The organism is Comamonas kerstersii (genome assembly GCF_008801935.1).
Classification (GTDB): Bacteria; Pseudomonadota; Gammaproteobacteria; order Burkholderiales; family Burkholderiaceae_C; genus Comamonas; species Comamonas kerstersii.
In genome coordinates, this window is the sequence record NZ_VZOT01000008.1 from 12636 (window position 1) to 28640 (window position 16005).

Annotated in this window: 13 protein-coding genes; 7 read left to right on the top strand and 6 right to left on the bottom strand. The window is 59.7% G+C overall.

Annotated elements, in window-relative coordinates:
* Positions 1-44: 44 nt before the first annotated feature.
* Positions 45-596 carry an NUDIX hydrolase gene (locus F7P80_RS11650; RefSeq protein ID WP_151044903.1) on the bottom strand — a complete coding sequence of 184 codons (552 nt, stop codon included), beginning with the start codon at positions 594-596 and terminating at the stop codon, positions 45-47.
* A 14-nt stretch (positions 597-610) separates the two neighbouring features.
* Positions 611-1309 (bottom strand): fumarylacetoacetate hydrolase family protein, encoded by a 699-nt coding sequence (locus F7P80_RS11655; RefSeq protein ID WP_054067050.1) that lies wholly within the window; start codon positions 1307-1309, stop codon positions 611-613.
* A 39-nt stretch (positions 1310-1348) separates the two neighbouring features.
* Here F7P80_RS11655 and pgeF point away from each other — a divergent pair, with 39 nt between their 5' ends.
* Positions 1349-2215: a peptidoglycan editing factor PgeF gene (gene pgeF / locus F7P80_RS11660; RefSeq protein WP_151044905.1), complete on the top strand. Its 867-nt coding sequence runs from the start codon at positions 1349-1351 to the stop codon at positions 2213-2215.
* Here pgeF and F7P80_RS11665 read toward each other — a convergent pair.
* Positions 2135-2446, bottom strand: coding sequence for a hypothetical protein (locus tag F7P80_RS11665; RefSeq protein ID WP_151044907.1), 312 nt, complete (start codon positions 2444-2446; stop codon positions 2135-2137). The genes pgeF and F7P80_RS11665 overlap by 81 nt on opposite strands.
* A gap of 186 nt (positions 2447-2632) precedes the next feature.
* Between F7P80_RS11665 and F7P80_RS11670 the strand changes: the two genes are divergently transcribed.
* The 4 genes from F7P80_RS11670 (at position 2633) to F7P80_RS11685 (ending at position 8557) form a co-directional block, all read left to right on the top strand.
* Positions 2633-4327, top strand: a complete 1695-nt coding sequence (locus F7P80_RS11670; protein WP_054067068.1) for a PHA/PHB synthase family protein — start codon at positions 2633-2635, stop codon at positions 4325-4327.
* Between the two features lie 123 nt (positions 4328-4450).
* Positions 4451-5632, top strand: coding sequence for an acetyl-CoA C-acetyltransferase (locus tag F7P80_RS11675; RefSeq protein WP_151044909.1), 1182 nt, complete (start codon positions 4451-4453; stop codon positions 5630-5632).
* Between the two features lie 193 nt (positions 5633-5825).
* Positions 5826-6563 (top strand): acetoacetyl-CoA reductase, encoded by a 738-nt coding sequence (gene phbB / locus F7P80_RS11680; protein ID WP_054067054.1) that lies wholly within the window; start codon positions 5826-5828, stop codon positions 6561-6563.
* 635 nt (positions 6564-7198) lie between these two features.
* Complete coding sequence (locus tag F7P80_RS11685; RefSeq protein ID WP_054067055.1) at positions 7199-8557, top strand: alanine/glycine:cation symporter family protein; 1359 nt, start codon at positions 7199-7201, stop codon at positions 8555-8557.
* Positions 8558-8692: 135 nt separating this feature from the next.
* Here F7P80_RS11685 and F7P80_RS11690 read toward each other — a convergent pair whose 3' ends face one another.
* The 3 genes from F7P80_RS11690 to F7P80_RS11700 all read right to left on the bottom strand — a co-directional run bounded on the left by F7P80_RS11690 (position 8693) and on the right by F7P80_RS11700 (position 12625).
* The gene (locus F7P80_RS11690; RefSeq protein WP_151044911.1) at positions 8693-9640 is read right to left on the bottom strand and encodes a tyrosine-type recombinase/integrase; all 948 of its coding nucleotides are present in this window, start codon (positions 9638-9640) and stop codon (positions 8693-8695) included.
* Between the two features lie 139 nt (positions 9641-9779).
* On the bottom strand, positions 9780-11831 hold the full coding sequence (locus F7P80_RS11695; RefSeq protein ID WP_151044913.1) for a PAS domain S-box protein: 2052 nt from the start codon (positions 11829-11831) through the stop codon (positions 9780-9782).
* A 146-nt stretch (positions 11832-11977) separates the two neighbouring features.
* Positions 11978-12625 (bottom strand): GntR family transcriptional regulator, encoded by a 648-nt coding sequence (locus F7P80_RS11700; RefSeq protein WP_054067058.1) that lies wholly within the window; start codon positions 12623-12625, stop codon positions 11978-11980.
* A 123-nt stretch (positions 12626-12748) separates the two neighbouring features.
* On the opposite strand from F7P80_RS11700, the gene scpA reads away from it, so the two are divergent.
* Entirely contained in the window at positions 12749-14938 is a 2190-nt protein-coding gene (scpA, locus tag F7P80_RS11705) for a methylmalonyl-CoA mutase (protein ID WP_151044915.1), read from the top strand.
* 14 nt (positions 14939-14952) lie between these two features.
* Complete coding sequence (gene meaB / locus F7P80_RS11710) at positions 14953-15993, top strand: methylmalonyl Co-A mutase-associated GTPase MeaB (RefSeq protein ID WP_205245377.1); 1041 nt, start codon at positions 14953-14955, stop codon at positions 15991-15993.
* Positions 15994-16005: the final 12 nt, after the last annotated feature.

A 16005-nucleotide genomic window follows, 5' to 3' on the forward strand; every position in this document is an offset into this window, starting at 1 on the left:
GTATGTCTTGGAAAAGCAAAAGCCAGGCCAGTGCGAACAAAGAGTTACAGCAAATCGATGTTGTGTACCTGTTCTACGCTACGGGCACGGTCGTCCAGGTAGCGCTGCAAGGTGGTGCTGACGGTGCGAAAGGCCAATTCATCCCACGGAATGTCCTTGGGCTCAAACAGGCGCGCTTCAATGGTTTCGTGCCCGGGGTTGAAGCTTTCGCTGAGCAGGCGTGCGCAGTAAAACAGGTGCACCTGACCAACGCGTGGCACGCTGATCACGGAAAACAGCCGGCCCATGGCAATCTGGGCACCGGCTTCTTCATCCGTTTCGCGGGCCGCGCCTTCGGAAGTGGTTTCATCCAGCTCCATGAAACCTGCTGGCAGCGTCCACTTGCCCCAGCGGGGTTCGATGTTGCGCTTGCACAGCAGGATGCGGCCATCGTCGGTAACAGGGATGCAGCCCACCACATTCAGCGGGTTTTGATAGTGCACAAAGCCGCAGGAGGGGCAGATGGCGCGCACGCGCGTGTCGCCATCGTCAGGAATGGCGTGCTTGACGGGGCTGCCACACTGGCAGCAGAACTTGATGGTGGGGCGAAAACTCATGGGCAATGCCTGCTTCAGGCAGTGATGGCTACGCGCAATGTGCCCAGGCCGGTAATACCGCCTTCCAGCACATCGCCGGCCTGCACGGCACCTACACCTTCGGGGGTGCCGGTCATGATGAGGTCACCGGGCTGCAGCTCCCAGGCCTGGGAAAGCACCTCAATAGTCTCAGCAATATTCCAGATGAGTTGGTTCACATGGCTGCGCTGGCGGTCTTTGCCGTTGACCTGCAGCCAGATTTCTGCCTGCTCTACATCACCCGCCTGTGCTGCAGGCGTGATGGCGCTGATGGGGGCGCTGTGCTCAAAGGCCTTGCCAATGCACCAGGGGCGGCCCTGCTTTTTCATGTCGTTCTGCAGATCGCGGCGCGTCATGTCCAGGCCTACGGCATAGCCCCAGATATGTTCCATGGCCTGCGCGGCCGCAATGTTTTTGCCGCCTTTGCCAATGGCTACCACCAGCTCGATTTCGTGGTGCAGATTGCTGGTCAGCGTGGGGTAGGGCATGCCGACAGTGCCACCGTTTTCTGCGGGCAGTACGGCATCTGCGGGCTTCATGAAGAAAAACGGTGCTTCGCGCCCCGTAAAGCCCATTTCTTTGGCGTGCTCCGTGTAGTTGCGGCCTACGCAGTAGATGCGGTGTACGGGAAAACGGTCAGCGCAGCCAATGACAGGCACCGAGGCTTGGGCTGGGGGCGTAAACACAAATGGCATGGTTCAGGGCTAAGCAGTCAACGAAAGAACAAGTGTGCCATGAGTCAGGTGTCAAGTTATGCTGTGCAGGTGACTGATACCAAGCATCTTCAGCAGCAGTGGCTGCAACCCGACTGGCCCGCCATTGCTGGCGTGCATGCCCTGTTTACCACCCGTGCAGGTGGGCAAAGTGCAGCTCCGTGGAACTCCATGAATCTGGGGGACCATGTGCATGATGACCCGCAGCATGTGGCCGCCAATCGCGCACTGCTGCAGGCGGTGCTCAGCGATATTTCCGGTCGCCCAGTGCAGACCCGCTTCCTGCAGCAGGTACATGGCTGCGATGTTCAATTTCTGGAGCACGCATCGCCCAATGGACAAGCCTTTGACGCCTGTTTGACCACTGAATCTGATGTGGCCTGCATTGTCATGGTGGCGGACTGTCTGCCCGTCTTGCTGGCACACCGCAGCGGGCGCGCCGTTGCTGCAGCCCATGCGGGCTGGCGCGGACTGGCAGGACATAACGGCCATGGCGTACTGGAAGCCGTCTGGCAGGCTTACGCCGCCCGACTGGGTGTGGCTGCCGATGCGCAGCTGGCAGCAGAAACGCAAGTCTGGCTGGGGCCATGCATTGGCCCCGAGGCTTTTGAGGTGGGCGATGAAGTGCGTGAGGCCTTTGTGCAGACGCTGCCTGCAGCCGTGCAGTGCTTTGTGCCCGTGGCGGGTAAGAGCGGCAAGTGGCTTGCTAATTTGTCGCTCCTGGCGCGCCAGCGACTGCAGGCTGTGGGCCTCACGCACATTTATGGCAATGACGGCAGCGCGCCCTGGTGCACGGTGAGCAATGCCTCACGGTTCTTTTCTCACCGGCGCGATGCTGCTGTCCTGGGCAGCACCGGCCGCATGGCTGCCTGCATCTGGAAGGGCTGAAGCCTTGGCGGCCTGCGCCTGATCGTAGGCACGTTGCTCGGCTTCGCGCTGGGCCTTGAGCTTGCGTTTGCGCTCTGGCGTGCCAAAGATGTAGATGATGATGCCGACAGGCAGCAGGCCATAGAGCACCAAAGTGACCATGGCCCCCAGCACGCTGCCCTGAGGGCCGAAGGCTTCGGCCAGTGCCATCATCACCGTGACATAAAGCCACGCAATCACGATTAAATACATGGTCTGTAATTTGCTTGATTTCTGTGCCAGGCGCTGGTTGCGATGTTGATTGGAGTCAAGGAATCAGGCTTTTGACATATGGCTGTCATGCACTGATTGTCACAATTGGTGTGCTGGACAACAATCATCAACCAGCATGATGCACTGTCGCATGGTGGTGCCGCCAAGAACGCAAGGATGACAAGCATGAATTCCACACCAGACTGGGGTGCTGCAGGGGAGCAGTACACAGACTTTTTCTCCAGACAATGGCAGAACGCCTTCCAGTCGTTTGCCGCACTCGGCCAGGCAGAACCCGCCAAAACAGCGGTCCAGTTGGATGTGAATCGGCTCCAGGCATTGCAGCAGGAGTATGTGCAGGAGGCGGCCCGTCTGTGGAGTCAGGGACTGCAGGCGCCAGCACAGCTGCAGGACAGGCGTTTCAAGTCTGCGCCATGGCTGAGCAATCCCGTCGCAGCCATGACGGCTAGCGCCTATTTGCTCAATGCCAAGGCACTGATGGGCATGGCGGACGCGGTGCAGACCGATGAAAAAACACGCCAGCGCATTCGCTTTGCCGTAGAGCAGTGGGTGGCAGCCATGTCGCCCAGCAACTATCTGGCGCTGAATCCAGAAGCCCAGCAAAAGGCGCTGGAGACCAAGGGCGAGAGTCTGGCCAAGGGCATTCAGAACATGCTGCACGACCTGCAGCAGGGCCATCTGTCCATGACGGACGAAAGTGCCTTCGAAGTTGGCAAAAACGTTGCCACCACCGAAGGGGCCGTGGTCTATGAGAACGAGCTGTTCCAGCTCATCGAGTACAAGCCGCTGACGGGCAAGGTCTACAAGCGCCCGTTGCTGCTGGTGCCACCATGCATCAACAAGTACTACATCCTGGACTTGCAGCCTGAGAACTCGCTGATTCGCTATGCCGTCAGCCAGGGGCACCGTACCTTTGTCGTGAGCTGGCGCAATCCGGATGAGTCGCTGGGCCACCTGGGCTGGGATGACTATATTGAAGATGCTGTCATCCGCGCCATCGATGTGACCCAGCAGATTGCCGGTGCGGACCAGATCAACACCCTGGGCTTTTGCGTAGGCGGCACCATGCTGGCTACGGCGCTGGCCGTGCTGGCTGCGCGTGGTGAGGATCCTGTAGCCAGTGCGACCTTGCTGACCACATTTGTGGACTTTTCCAGCACCGGGGTGCTGGATGTCTTTATTGATGAAGCCTTTGTGCAGATGCGTGAAATGCAGCTGGGCAAGGGCGGTCTGCTCAAGGGGCAGGAGCTGGCCGCGACATTCAGCTTCCTGCGACCCAACGATCTGGTCTGGAACTATGTGGTGGGCAATTACCTCAAGGGCGAGACGCCGCCACCCTTTGACCTGCTGTACTGGAACAGCGATGCCACCAATCTGCCAGGCCCCTGGTATGCCTGGTATCTGCGCAATACCTATCTGGAAAACAACCTGATTCGCCCCGGCAAGCTCACCGTCTGTGGCGAGCAGATCGATATGGGCCGCGTGACGCTGCCGCTGTACATCTATGGCTCGCGTGAAGACCATATCGTGCCGATTGAGGCCGCCTATGCCTCGACGCAGGTATTCCCTGGCGACAAACGCTTTGTCATGGGCGCATCGGGCCATATTGCGGGCGTGATCAACCCTCCGGCCAAGCACAAGCGCAGCCACTGGATTCGCAGCGACAACGCACTGCCAGCCAGCCATGGCGAGTGGCTGCAGGAGGCGACAGAACACCCTGGCAGCTGGTGGACCGACTGGTCGCAGTGGCTGCAGAGCCATGCTGGTACACAAATTGCAGCCCCCAAACGCTATGGAAAAGGGCGCAGCTACGAGGCACTGGAGCCAGCACCCGGGCGGTATGTACGGGAAAAAGCTTGAACCACGCTCACCCAAGTCATAGCAAAATGCTGCATTGCAACATCTGTCTGTAGCGCATTTGCCGCCGCAAGTACGTTGGGCACAAGTTGCAGCGCTTAGATCAACGAATAAAGGAATTAGAAAATGGAAGACATCGTCATTGTTTCGGCAGTGCGCACAGCGATCGGCAAGTTTGGTGGCAGCCTGGCCAAGGTGCCTGCTGTGGATCTGGGGGCTACGGTCATCAAGGAGGCGCTGCAGCGCGCCAATGTGCCTTTTGACCAGGTGGGCGAAGTCATCATGGGCCAGGTGCTGACCGCAGGCGTCGGTCAGAACCCTGCACGCCAGGCCATGATGAAGGCGGGTGTTGCCAAGGAAACACCTGCCCTGACCATCAATGCCGTCTGCGGCTCGGGCCTGAAGGCCGTCATGCTGGCGGCGCAGGCCGTGGCAACGGGGGACAGCGAAATTGTGGTTGCAGGCGGTCAGGAAAACATGAGCCTGTCGCCCCACGTGCTCAAGGGCTCGCGCGACGGCCAGCGCATGGGGGACTGGAAGATGCAGGACACCATGATCGTTGACGGCCTGTGGGATGTGTACAACCAGTACCACATGGGCATTACGGCCGAGAACGTGGCGCGTGAAAACGACATCACACGCGAGCAGCAGGACGAGCTGGCCATGGGCAGCCAGCAAAAGGCGGCGGCTGCGCAGGACGCAGGCAAGTTCAGGGATGAAATCGTTCCCGTGGTGATTCCGCAGCGCAAGGGCGACCCTGTTGTGTTTGATACCGACGAATACATCAACCGCAAGACCAGCCTGGATGCGCTGTCTGGCCTCAAGCCTGCTTTTGACAAGCAGGGCACGGTCACCGCTGGCAACGCTTCTGGCATCAACGACGGCGCAGCTGCCGTTGTGGTCATGAGTGCCAGCAAGGCGGCTGCACTGGGGCTCAAGCCGCTGGCCAAGATCAAGGCTTACGCCACCAGCGGTCTGGACCCCGCCACCATGGGCATGGGCCCTGTGTTTGCTACACGCAAGGCGCTGGAGCGCGCAGGCTGGCAGGTGGGTGATGTGGACCTGTTTGAACTCAATGAAGCTTTTGCCGCACAGGCCTGTGCCGTGAACAAGGTGCTGGGCATTGATGCGGCCAAGGTGAACGTCAATGGCGGTGCGGTTGCGCTGGGCCACCCCATCGGTGCCTCGGGCTGCCGCGTGCTGGTCACGCTGCTGCACGAAATGCAGCGCCGTGATGCCAAGAAGGGTCTGGCCGCACTGTGCATTGGCGGTGGCATGGGTGTGGCGCTGGCCGTAGAACGCGCATAACAGCCGCAGTTGGAGCCGCGAAACGATGTGCAGCCATCGCTTCGCTGGCGTTTTCCCTGTGCAGGGCATCCGCAATAGGCACGAGCAAGGGTGAATGCCATAGTCACGGAGTCTGAGGTGCAAGCTCAGCCGCTGTGATGCTGTATGGGCGGTGTGAGTTGTAAAGAATGACTAAATCAGCAGGAGTACAAAGATGAGCCAGAAAGTAGCGTATGTGACCGGAGGTATGGGAGGGATTGGTACTGCCATCTGCCAGCGTCTGCATCAGGATGGCTTCAAGGTGATTGCCGGTTGTGGGCCTACCCGTGATTACCAGAAGTGGCTGGATGAACAAAAAGCCCTGGGCTTTACCTTCTATGCCTCGGTAGGCAATGTGGGGGACTGGAATTCCACAGTGGAAGCCTTTACCCAGGCCAAGGAGGAGCACGGCAGCATTGATGTGCTGGTGAATAACGCCGGTATCACACGTGACCGCATGTTCCTGAAGATGACGCCTGAAGATTGGCGCGCCGTGATTGAAACCAATCTGAACTCCATGTTCAACGTCACCAAGCAGGTGGTGGGTGACATGGTGGAAAAGGGCTGGGGCCGCATCATCAATATCAGCTCGGTCAACGGCGCCAAGGGCCAGGCCGGTCAGACCAACTACTCCGCCGCCAAGGCTGGCATGCACGGCTTTACCATGGCGCTGGCCCAGGAGCTGGCTGGCAAGGGCGTGACGGTGAACACCGTCAGCCCCGGCTATATCGGCACCGACATGGTCAAGGCCATTCGCCCTGATGTGCTGGAAAAGATTGTGGGCGTGATTCCCGTCAAGCGCCTGGGTGAGCCCAAGGAAATTGCCTCCATGGTGTCCTGGCTGGCTTCGGAAGATGGCAGCTATGCAACCGGGGCGGACTTCTCGGTCAACGGCGGTCTGCACATGCACTGAGTCTTGCCTCGCCAAGCAAAATGCCCACCGGAAGGTGGGCATTTTTGTTGCAGAGCATGGAAGATGAAAGCGGCCGCTGCCACGAGGGCGGGCCTTGCACCCCTCTTACAGACGGATGGGGGCGCGCTTGCGGTCGCGTTCGTCTTCAGGCCAGATGGTGGTAATGGTTTGGGGTTGCATGGTTTTCACTCCTTTGCCTCTTTAACGTCCTGATCGCTGGTGGCGTTGACGTCGTTGGTGCAACTGTTTGTTTGCTGCGTTCGAGAATGTGTCGAAGCTGGTGTCGTGCTCAGGCGCGCAGAGGAGCGCGCTTGCGATCACGTTCATCTTCGGGCCAGACAGCTAAAGCTTGTGTGTGGTTCATGGGGTGTATTCCTTATGTACGAGGAACAACGCAGTTGCTAGGCAGCGCGTTGACACGCCCGAATAAAAAAAATTTGAAATTTTTTTGTAGCCCTCGGATTGGCCTCTTCTGAAGCTGCTGGTGCGGCCGTGCCGTACAGGCTGGCTATGCGCTGTATAGGGGAAAATATTGCGTCTCATGCATAACTGCTTGCGCGGGTGGAGAATGCAGCCCCTGCGGTTGGCGAAGGGGAGGAGGTCCCGGTAGCTGCAGCCCATGGAAGAAAAACGGTATGCAACAACTCACAGAATGGCTCCAGGCTCTTAACGGACTGGTCTGGGGCATCCCCATGATCGTGCTGATACTGGGCACAGGCTTTTATCTGCAGCTGCGTCTGGGCTTGATGCCACTGCGCAATATTGGCTACGGCTTTCGCATGATCTGGAAGAGCCGTTCCGTGCATGACGCTTCCAGCGGTGATATCTCGCCTTTTGCTGCCTTGATGACGGCGCTGTCTGCCACCGTGGGTACGGGCAATATTGCCGGGGTGGCTACGGCGATTGCCGTGGGCGGGCCCGGTGCCCTGTTCTGGATGTGGATGACGGCGCTGGTTGGCATGGCCACCAAGTACGCCGAAGTGGTGGTGGCCGTGAAGTACCGCGAGAAAAATCCCAGGGGCCATTGGGTGGGCGGCCCCATGTATGCCATCAAGAATGGTCTGGGCCCACGCTGGCGCTGGCTGGGTACGGCGTTTGCCATTTTTGGCGGCCTGGCAGGCTTTGGCATTGGTGCCATGGTGCAGGCCAACGGTATTTCTTCGGCCATTGAAGGTGCTTTTGGTGTGCAGACCTGGATCACTGGTCTGGTGGTCGCAGCCCTCACCGGTGCCGTGGTGCTGGGTGGCATTACCCGGATTGGCGCGGTGGCCGAAAAGCTGATTCCCACCATGTGCGTGGTCTACATCCTGTGCGTGCTGTGCGTGCTGGGCACCTTTGCTGACAAGATTCCTGCTGCGTTCGCACTGATTTTTGAGCAGGCTTTCAACCCCACGGCAGCCGTGGGTGGCTTTGCAGGCTCTACCGTGCTGATGGCCATTCGCATGGGTGTCGCGCGCGGCATTTTCTCCAATGAAGCGGGTCTGGGCACGGCAGGTATTGCGCAGGCCGCAGGCCAGAGCAAGGACCCCGTGTTTTCGGGCATTGTGGGCATGATGGGCACGTTTATTGACACCATCATCGTCTGCACCATGACGGGCCTGGCGATTGTGGTCAGCGGCGTGTGGAACAGCGGCGCCAGTGGCGCACTGCTGAGCACACAGAGCTTTGAAGCCGCCATGCCCGGCGTGGGCAAGTATCTGCTGGCGATTTCGCTGGCACTGTTTGCCTTCACCACCATCTTGGGCTGGGCCTATTACGGCGAAAAGTGCTGGAACTATCTGGTCGGCCCCGTGTGCGAAAAGCCGTTTCGCCTGCTGTGGGTGATCGGCGTCTATCTGGGGGCGGTCGTGACACTGGATGTGGCCTGGCTGGTGGCGGACACGCTCAACGCGCTGATGGCGATTCCCAACCTGATTTCCCTGCTGCTGCTCTCGCCCGTGATTGCGAGGCTGACACGCGAGTACTTTGCCGCGAAGCAGGCTTCAGAGCAGTAAGTCGTAGCCCACGGAACTGGGCAATTGCAGTGCCTGAAACTTCAAAAACAAGAGCTGCCAGCGCAGATATTTGCTTGTTTTCAGATACAAAACTATCTGAAACGCTGCAAATACGAGCGCTGGCAGCTATTTTTTTTATAAGTCCTTATCGTTGTTGAAGTAGGCACGCAGATGCTGCAAGGCATTGGGGTTCTTCATGCCAGAGCGTGCCAGCACCTCGCTGACGCTGCAGCCAGACTCCAGCCACTGCACCAGCACTGTGTTGCGCAGCACCTGGGGGCCCATGCGTGCAGGCTCGGGCAGCTTGGCGGCCAACGCCGCCTGGCGCAGGGTTTTGGTGACCAGATGCAGCAGGGTATGGCTGGTCAGCTGCGGGGCTTTGCGCGTGCAAAACAGCGCGCTCTGGCCCTGCATGGCGTGGTAGCCCGCGCGCGCCTGCAGCCAGGCCTGCAGGGCATGGTGCAACTGGGGGGAGACGGGCAGGGTACGGGTCTGCATGTCGCGCTCGCCTGCCACCAGCAGGGACTGAATCACACGCGGCTCGTCTTCGCTCCAGCGCAGGTTGCCCACTTCCAGGTGCTTGACTTCCTCGGGCGTGAGGCCCAGCTCCATCAGCAGCATCAGAATGGCGCGATCGCGGCTGCTGATCAGGTCGTCCGGCTGTGGAATGTGCTGCTGCAGGGCACGCCACATGCGTGGAGAGAGGATGGCGCCTTGCGGGTTCTCGCTGGGGGGGATGTCCTGGGCAGCCAGGCCCTGGGCCGGATTGCTGCGTGCCCATTGGTGCAGCACGGCATGGTCGTACACGCGGTCCAGCACACGCCAGTAGCGCCGGCGCGTGATGTCGCTGGGCTTGTGGTTCTTGGGGCTTTGCGGTGCGTGGTTGATGAACTGCAGCACTTGCACAGGCGTGGCACGGGCCCAGGCAAAAGGCTGTATGGCTTCGGCCTGCTCGCCAGACAGAAAGCGCAGCCAGGACAGCCAGATAAAGCGGTAAGGCCTGGCGGCCTCAGGGCTGAGCGGCTCCCAGGGGTTTTGCCCACAGGTCATCAGCCAGTGTTCAAACGCGTTGTCACCGCGCATGGGGATAAGAGGTGTCTCTTCTTCAGGGAGACAGTGGTTGCTGTGCAATGCGATGCGTCTTCCAAAAACAATGGGCCAACTGAAAAACTCAGGCCGTGTTTATAGCTGTTTCTGAAGATGCTATGCCGCAAAGTGCAGGCTAGTGCACATGCCTCTGATCACTGACGGCAGGAATTTCCCGGGCATGTGGGCTGTGGATGGCGGCTTTCATCAGGTCGCTGGCGGAAAAGCGGTCATCCAGCGTAGAGGCATGGCTGATGCGCAGCATCTGGACATGGAACCTGAGGTAGTGGTGCTGCACCTCCTGTATGGAGCGGGTCAGGCGGTCCACAAGAGCAGCAAATGACGCAGCGTCCTTGATGCCAGGCAGCAGCACGGCCAGCAGGTCCTTGCTGTAGCGCGACAGCGTATCGGTGCAGCGCAGCTGCTGCTCCAAGAGCTGCGCCAGCAGGCGCTGGGCGTTGTTCAAATCGTGAGGTGTAGCTTGGTCATCGAGCACAAACTGCACGCACACCACGCCCGCATGGGTGGACTTTCGATGGGAACTGATGAGCTGGCTGGTCAGTCGGTCCATGAACAGCTTTCGGGTCGGCAGCCCCGTGCTGCTGTCATGCAGCTCTGCATGTGGCAGCATGACCTCCAGGCTGGGGCGCTCGCTGATATCGCTGATCACCACGATGAAGTGGTGGGGGCGCTTGATCTCATTGAGCACGGGAGAGATGGAAATACGCTGCATCCAGACCTGGCCATTGCTGCGGGTGAGCAGCACCTCAGCCTGCCAGTGCTGCTCGGTGGCCAGGGTATGCCACAGCCCGCTCATGTCGGGGGGGATATCTGCAGTTTCGTAAAGCCATGGCAGTGATTTGCCAATGCAGTCCTGCCTGTGCATTTCCATCAGGCGCTCAAAGGACGGATTGACATCCGTGATGTTGTAGTGCGCATCCATGATGGCAACGCCCTCATGTACGTGGTGAAAGACGCTGGCAGCAATGCGCAGCTGTGCGTCTGCACGCTTGCGCTCCGAGATGTCCTGTAGATAGGCAACAAAAATCAGCCCTGAAGGGGTGATCGCCTTACCCAGTGACAGCTGCAGGGGAATGAGCTTGCCGTCTTTGTGTATGCCCAGCACTTCGCGGTGTTTGTTGGTAATCGGTTTGCCCACGTGCTGAAGGTGGCCTTCCAGAAAGGCATTGTGCTGCTCTGCCAGAGGTGAAGGCATGAGCATATTGACGCTGCGGCCCAGTACTTCTTCCTTGGTGTAGCCAAACAGTTGCTGCGCCATGGAGTTGTATTCAAGGATGATGCCGCGGGCATCGGTGCTGATGAAGCCCGCATCGGCTGCTTCCACCATGGCAAACAGACGGGCATCGCGGGCTGCAGCAGCGTGCCAGTGGTCGCGGTAGCGCATGGCTGCATGCGCCAGCCCCAGAATGACAAACACGGAACCTGCGATGGAGGCAATAAACAGTGACAGCATCTGGCTGCCATGCAGATCAGGCATGGCCGATGGCAGGGACTCACTCGTTCCAGGCAATGCAATGCGCATGGCATGCATGGAGAGGTAGTGCATATTGGCGATGGCGGCCGCCAGCAGGGAAGGGGGGAGCCAGCGCCAGTACAGCAGGTTTGTGCCACGGGCATGCTGTTCCACCCAGCGGTAGCTGGCAAAGCTCAGAATGCTCAGAGCGACGCCTGCGACGCTGGCCAGCAGGAACTGCGGCAGGTCCAGGCGCACCACTCCATCAATATAGGCAGCGCCAAGGCCGCTGTAATGCATGACCGTCACGCCAAGGCCAAACAGGCTGCCGCCCAGCAGCATGCGCGCTGTGCTCATGGGCTGGCTTTGCAAGGTCCAGATGGCAATGCCTGCGGCAGCCAGACTGGGCAGGATGGAGGCGGCAGTTTTCCAGACGCTGTAGCTCACATGCGTGGGCAGCTGCATGGCCAGCATGCCGGTGAAGTGCATGCACCAGATGCCAAAACCGAGCACGATGGCAGTGCACAGCCAGGCAATGCGCTGGTGACTGTGCGCGGCGGCACCCTGGTTGTTGCGCAGGATGTAAAAGCCAATATGGCAGCTGACAAAGGCAATCAGCAAAGACAGCAGCACAACCCCTAGGCTGTGAGGCACATGGGTAATGAGATGTGAACTGGGGACGTTGATGTGCTCAAACACGCTCAAACCAAGCATGTGAACTCCTGGGTATCTCTGGCGGCGCTGCGCATGCGATGAAGGCGACCAAGTACTGGCGTACGCGGCTAAATTTGATTGCTATAGAAATATTTTTGGTTACTTTCCAGGCCATGTCTGTAGGAAGAGTCTTGGAACTTCACTTTTCATGACATTTTTGCGGCCTGCAACCCATTGCTGAAGTGCGTAAGCATGGCTTGGCGGCTGCCCTGCGCATTTCGAGCCAGCAGCTGCTGCATCAGCGCTTCATGCTCCTGCAGGCTGTCCTGTGTGCGCCCCTGCTTGAACAGGGACTGGTGGCGGTTGAGCTTCATGACCTTGCGCAGGTCAGTCACCGTCTGCAGCAGAAAGCGGTTGTCGCACAGCGTCAGCAGTTGCAGATGAAAGGCTTCGTTGATCTGGAAAAACCGGTTGGCATCGTCCACCGCGGCGCACAGAGACTGGTGCAGGGCGTGCAGCTGCTGCAGCTGCGCATCCGAGGCCTGCTGGGCCACGGTGGCGGCAGCATCGCTTTCCAGCAAGGCCAGCAGGTGGTACACATCGCGCATGTCTTTTTCGGATGTCTCGGTCACATAGGCACCACGGCGCGGCTTCATGGTGACCAGGCCTTCTGCGGCCAGCACTTTCAGTGCTTCACGCAAAGGCGTGCGGCTGATGCCAAATTCCTCTGCCAGCTTCATTTCATCAATCCAGTCACCAGACTGGAGTTCGCGCTGGTAGATGCGCTGGCGTACCAGTTCAGCCACCTGGAGGTACAAGGGCTTGGGTGCAAGCAGGGGGGTAGTTTCTGTCATGGGTCTTAGGGGGCTTTCCCTAGGCCGGTGTTTCGTAGTTATGTATTCATAATTATGAATCACAAGCAGTGCGGAAAAACTGGCGTTTTCCAGCACAAGACTATTACGGAGACAGTTCTAGCCATGGGCATCGACAGCAAACAGGGCCAGACAGCGGCCACTGCCACATCTGAATTTCCATCAGCCAGCCTCGCAGACTGGGAAAAAGCCGCCGCCAAGGCTGCACCGCAGGGGGATATCAGCCAGCTCAACTGGACCACGCCGGACGGCATCACGGTCAAGCCGCTGTATACGGCGCAGGACACGCAAGACCTGCCCTATGCAGATACTTTGCCCGGGTTTGCGCCCTTTATTCGCGGCCCGCAGGCCACCATGTATGCAGGCCGCCCATGGACGATCCGCCAGTACGCGGGTTTTTCTACGGCCGAAGAGTCCAACGCTTTTTATCGCAAGGCACTGGCCGCCGGGGGGCAGGGGGTGTCTGTGGCGTTTGATCTGGCCACGCACCGCGGTTACGACTCGGACCACCCGCGCGTGACGGGGGACGTGGGCAAGGCCGGTGTGGCGATTGACTCGGTGGAGGACATGAAAGTCCTGTTCAACGGCATTCCGCTGGACAAGGTGTCTGTGTCCATGACCATGAACGGGGCTGTGCTGCCCGTGCTGGCGGGCTATGTGGTCGCAGCGGAAGAGCAGGGCGTGTCGCAGGACCAGCTCTCCGGAACCATTCAGAACGACATTCTGAAAGAGTTCATGGTGCGCAACACCTATATCTACCCGCCCCAGCCCTCGATGCGCATCATTGGCGACATCATCGAGTACACGAGCCAGCACATGCCCAAGTTCAACTCGATCTCGATCTCGGGCTACCACATGCAGGAAGCCGGGGCCAACCAGGCGCTGGAACTGGCCTTTACGCTGGCCGATGGCAAGGAATATGTGAAGACCGCCATTGCCAAGGGCATGGATGTGGACGACTTTGCCGGTCGCCTGTCCTTCTTCTGGGCCATTGGTATGAACTTCTATTTAGAGATTGCCAAGATGCGCGCTGCCCGCCTGCTGTGGTGCCGCATCATGAAAGACTTCGGTGCCAAAAAGCCCAAGAGCCTGATGCTGCGCACCCACTGCCAGACCTCCGGCTGGAGCCTGACGGAGCAAGACCCGTACAACAACGTGGTGCGCACCACCATCGAGGCCATGGCCGCCGTATTCGGTGGCACGCAGTCGCTGCACACCAACAGCTTTGATGAAGCCATTGCCCTGCCCACAGAGTTTTCGGCCCGGATTGCGCGCAACACCCAGCTCATCATTCAGGAAGAAACCCACATCACCAATGTGATTGACCCCTGGGCAGGTTCCTACATGATGGAAAAGCTGACCCAGGAAATGGCCGACAAGGCCTGGGCCATCATCGAAGAAGTCGAGGCCATGGGCGGCATGACGCAAGCCGTGGATTCTGGCTGGGCCAAGCTCAAGATCGAAGCTGCCGCAGCCGAAAAGCAGGCGCGCATTGACTCTGGCAAGGACGTCATCGTTGGCGTCAACAAATACAAGCTGGCCAAGGAAGACCCCGTCGATATCCTGGAGGTGGACAACGTCAAGGTGCGCGAAAGCCAGATTGCGCGCCTCCAGGATTTGAAGCAAAAACGCGATGCAGCCAAGGTGCAGCACGCGCTGGATGCTCTCACTAACGCAGCGCAGACCGGCGAGGGCAATCTGCTGGATCTGGCTATTGCGGCCATTCGCCTGCGCGCTACCGTGGGTGAAGTGTCGGATGCGCTCGAAAAAGTTTTTGGCCGCCACCGTGCGGATACCCAGAAGGTGACTGGTGTGTATGCAGCAGCCTATGACTCAGCCCAAGGCTGGGAGCAGCTCAAGCAAGAAATCAACACCGCTGCCGAGCTGCTGGGCCGCCGCCCGCGCGTGATGATCGCCAAGCTGGGGCAGGACGGACATGACCGGGGTGCCAAGGTGGTGGCCACTGCTTTTGCTGATCTGGGCTTTGATGTGGACATGGGGCCGCTGTTCCAGACGCCCGAGGAATGCGCGCGCCAGGCCATTGAGAACGATGTGCATGCCGTGGGCGTCTCGACCCTGGCCGCAGGCCACAAGACCTTGGTGCCCGCCATCATTGAAGCACTCAAGCAGCAGGGCGCAGACGACATCATTGTCTTTGTGGGGGGGGTCGTGCCTGCGCAGGACTATGACTTTCTGTTCCAGGCAGGGGTCAAGGGCGTCTATGGCCCCGGCACGCCCATTCCCGCCAGTGCCAAGGATGTGCTGGAACACATCAAGAAAGCGGCAGGCCTGTAACTGGGGAGCGCATCTTGACTCCTCAACAAATTCAGGAAGGCATTCTGCGCGGTAGCCCCGCCGTGCAGCGCCGTGCCATGGCCAAGGCCATTACCTTGCTGGAATCCACCCGCGCAGACCATCGCGCGCAGGCCGATGCACTGCTCACGGCCTTGCTGCCGCACACGGGCAAGGCGCTGCGGCTGGGTATCAGCGGAGTACCTGGCGTGGGCAAATCCACCTTCATCGAAGCGCTGGGCATGTATCTGACGGGGCAGGGCCACCGCGTGGCCGTGCTGGCGATTGACCCTTCAAGCACCGTATCCGGCGGCTCTATCCTGGGTGACAAGACCCGCATGGAGCAGCTCTCGGTCAACCCCAATGCCTATATCCGCCCCAGCCCATCGAGCGGCACGCTCGGCGGCGTGGCCGAGAAAACGCGCGAAGCCATGCTGGTCTGTGAGGCTGCGGGCTATGACGTGGTGATCGTAGAAACCGTTGGCGTAGGGCAGAGCGAAATCGCTGTGCACGGCATGACAGATATGTACTGCGTGCTGCAGCTGCCCAATGCGGGCGATGACCTGCAAGCCATCAAGAAAGGTGTGATGGAGCGGGCCGATTTGGTGGTCATTAACAAGGCTGACATTGACCCCAATGCCGCCACGCGCGCGCAGGCCCAGATTACGTCCAGCCTGCGGCTGCTGAGCATGCACGGCAACCCCGAGCATGCCCAGCACAACGCCGCACTGTGGCAGCCCAAGGTGCTGCAGATCTCGGCCCTGCAAGGACAGGGCGTGGGGGAGTTCTGGCAGACGGTGCAGCAATTTCAGCAGCTGCAGACTGCCAATGGCCGTCTGGCCCAGCGGCGTGAGCAGCAGGCACTGGCCTGGATGTGGGAGCGCATTGATGCCGGGCTGAAGCAGGCCTTCAGGCAACACCCGCAGGTGCAGGCCTTGCTGCCCGGCACGCTGGCCGATGTTGCCGCAGGCCGGCTGGCCGCCAGTACGGCCGCCAGAAATCTGCTGGCAGCGCAGGCGGCATCAGCGCCAACCGCAGCGAAAAGTGATGAAACATGACCGATTTCACCA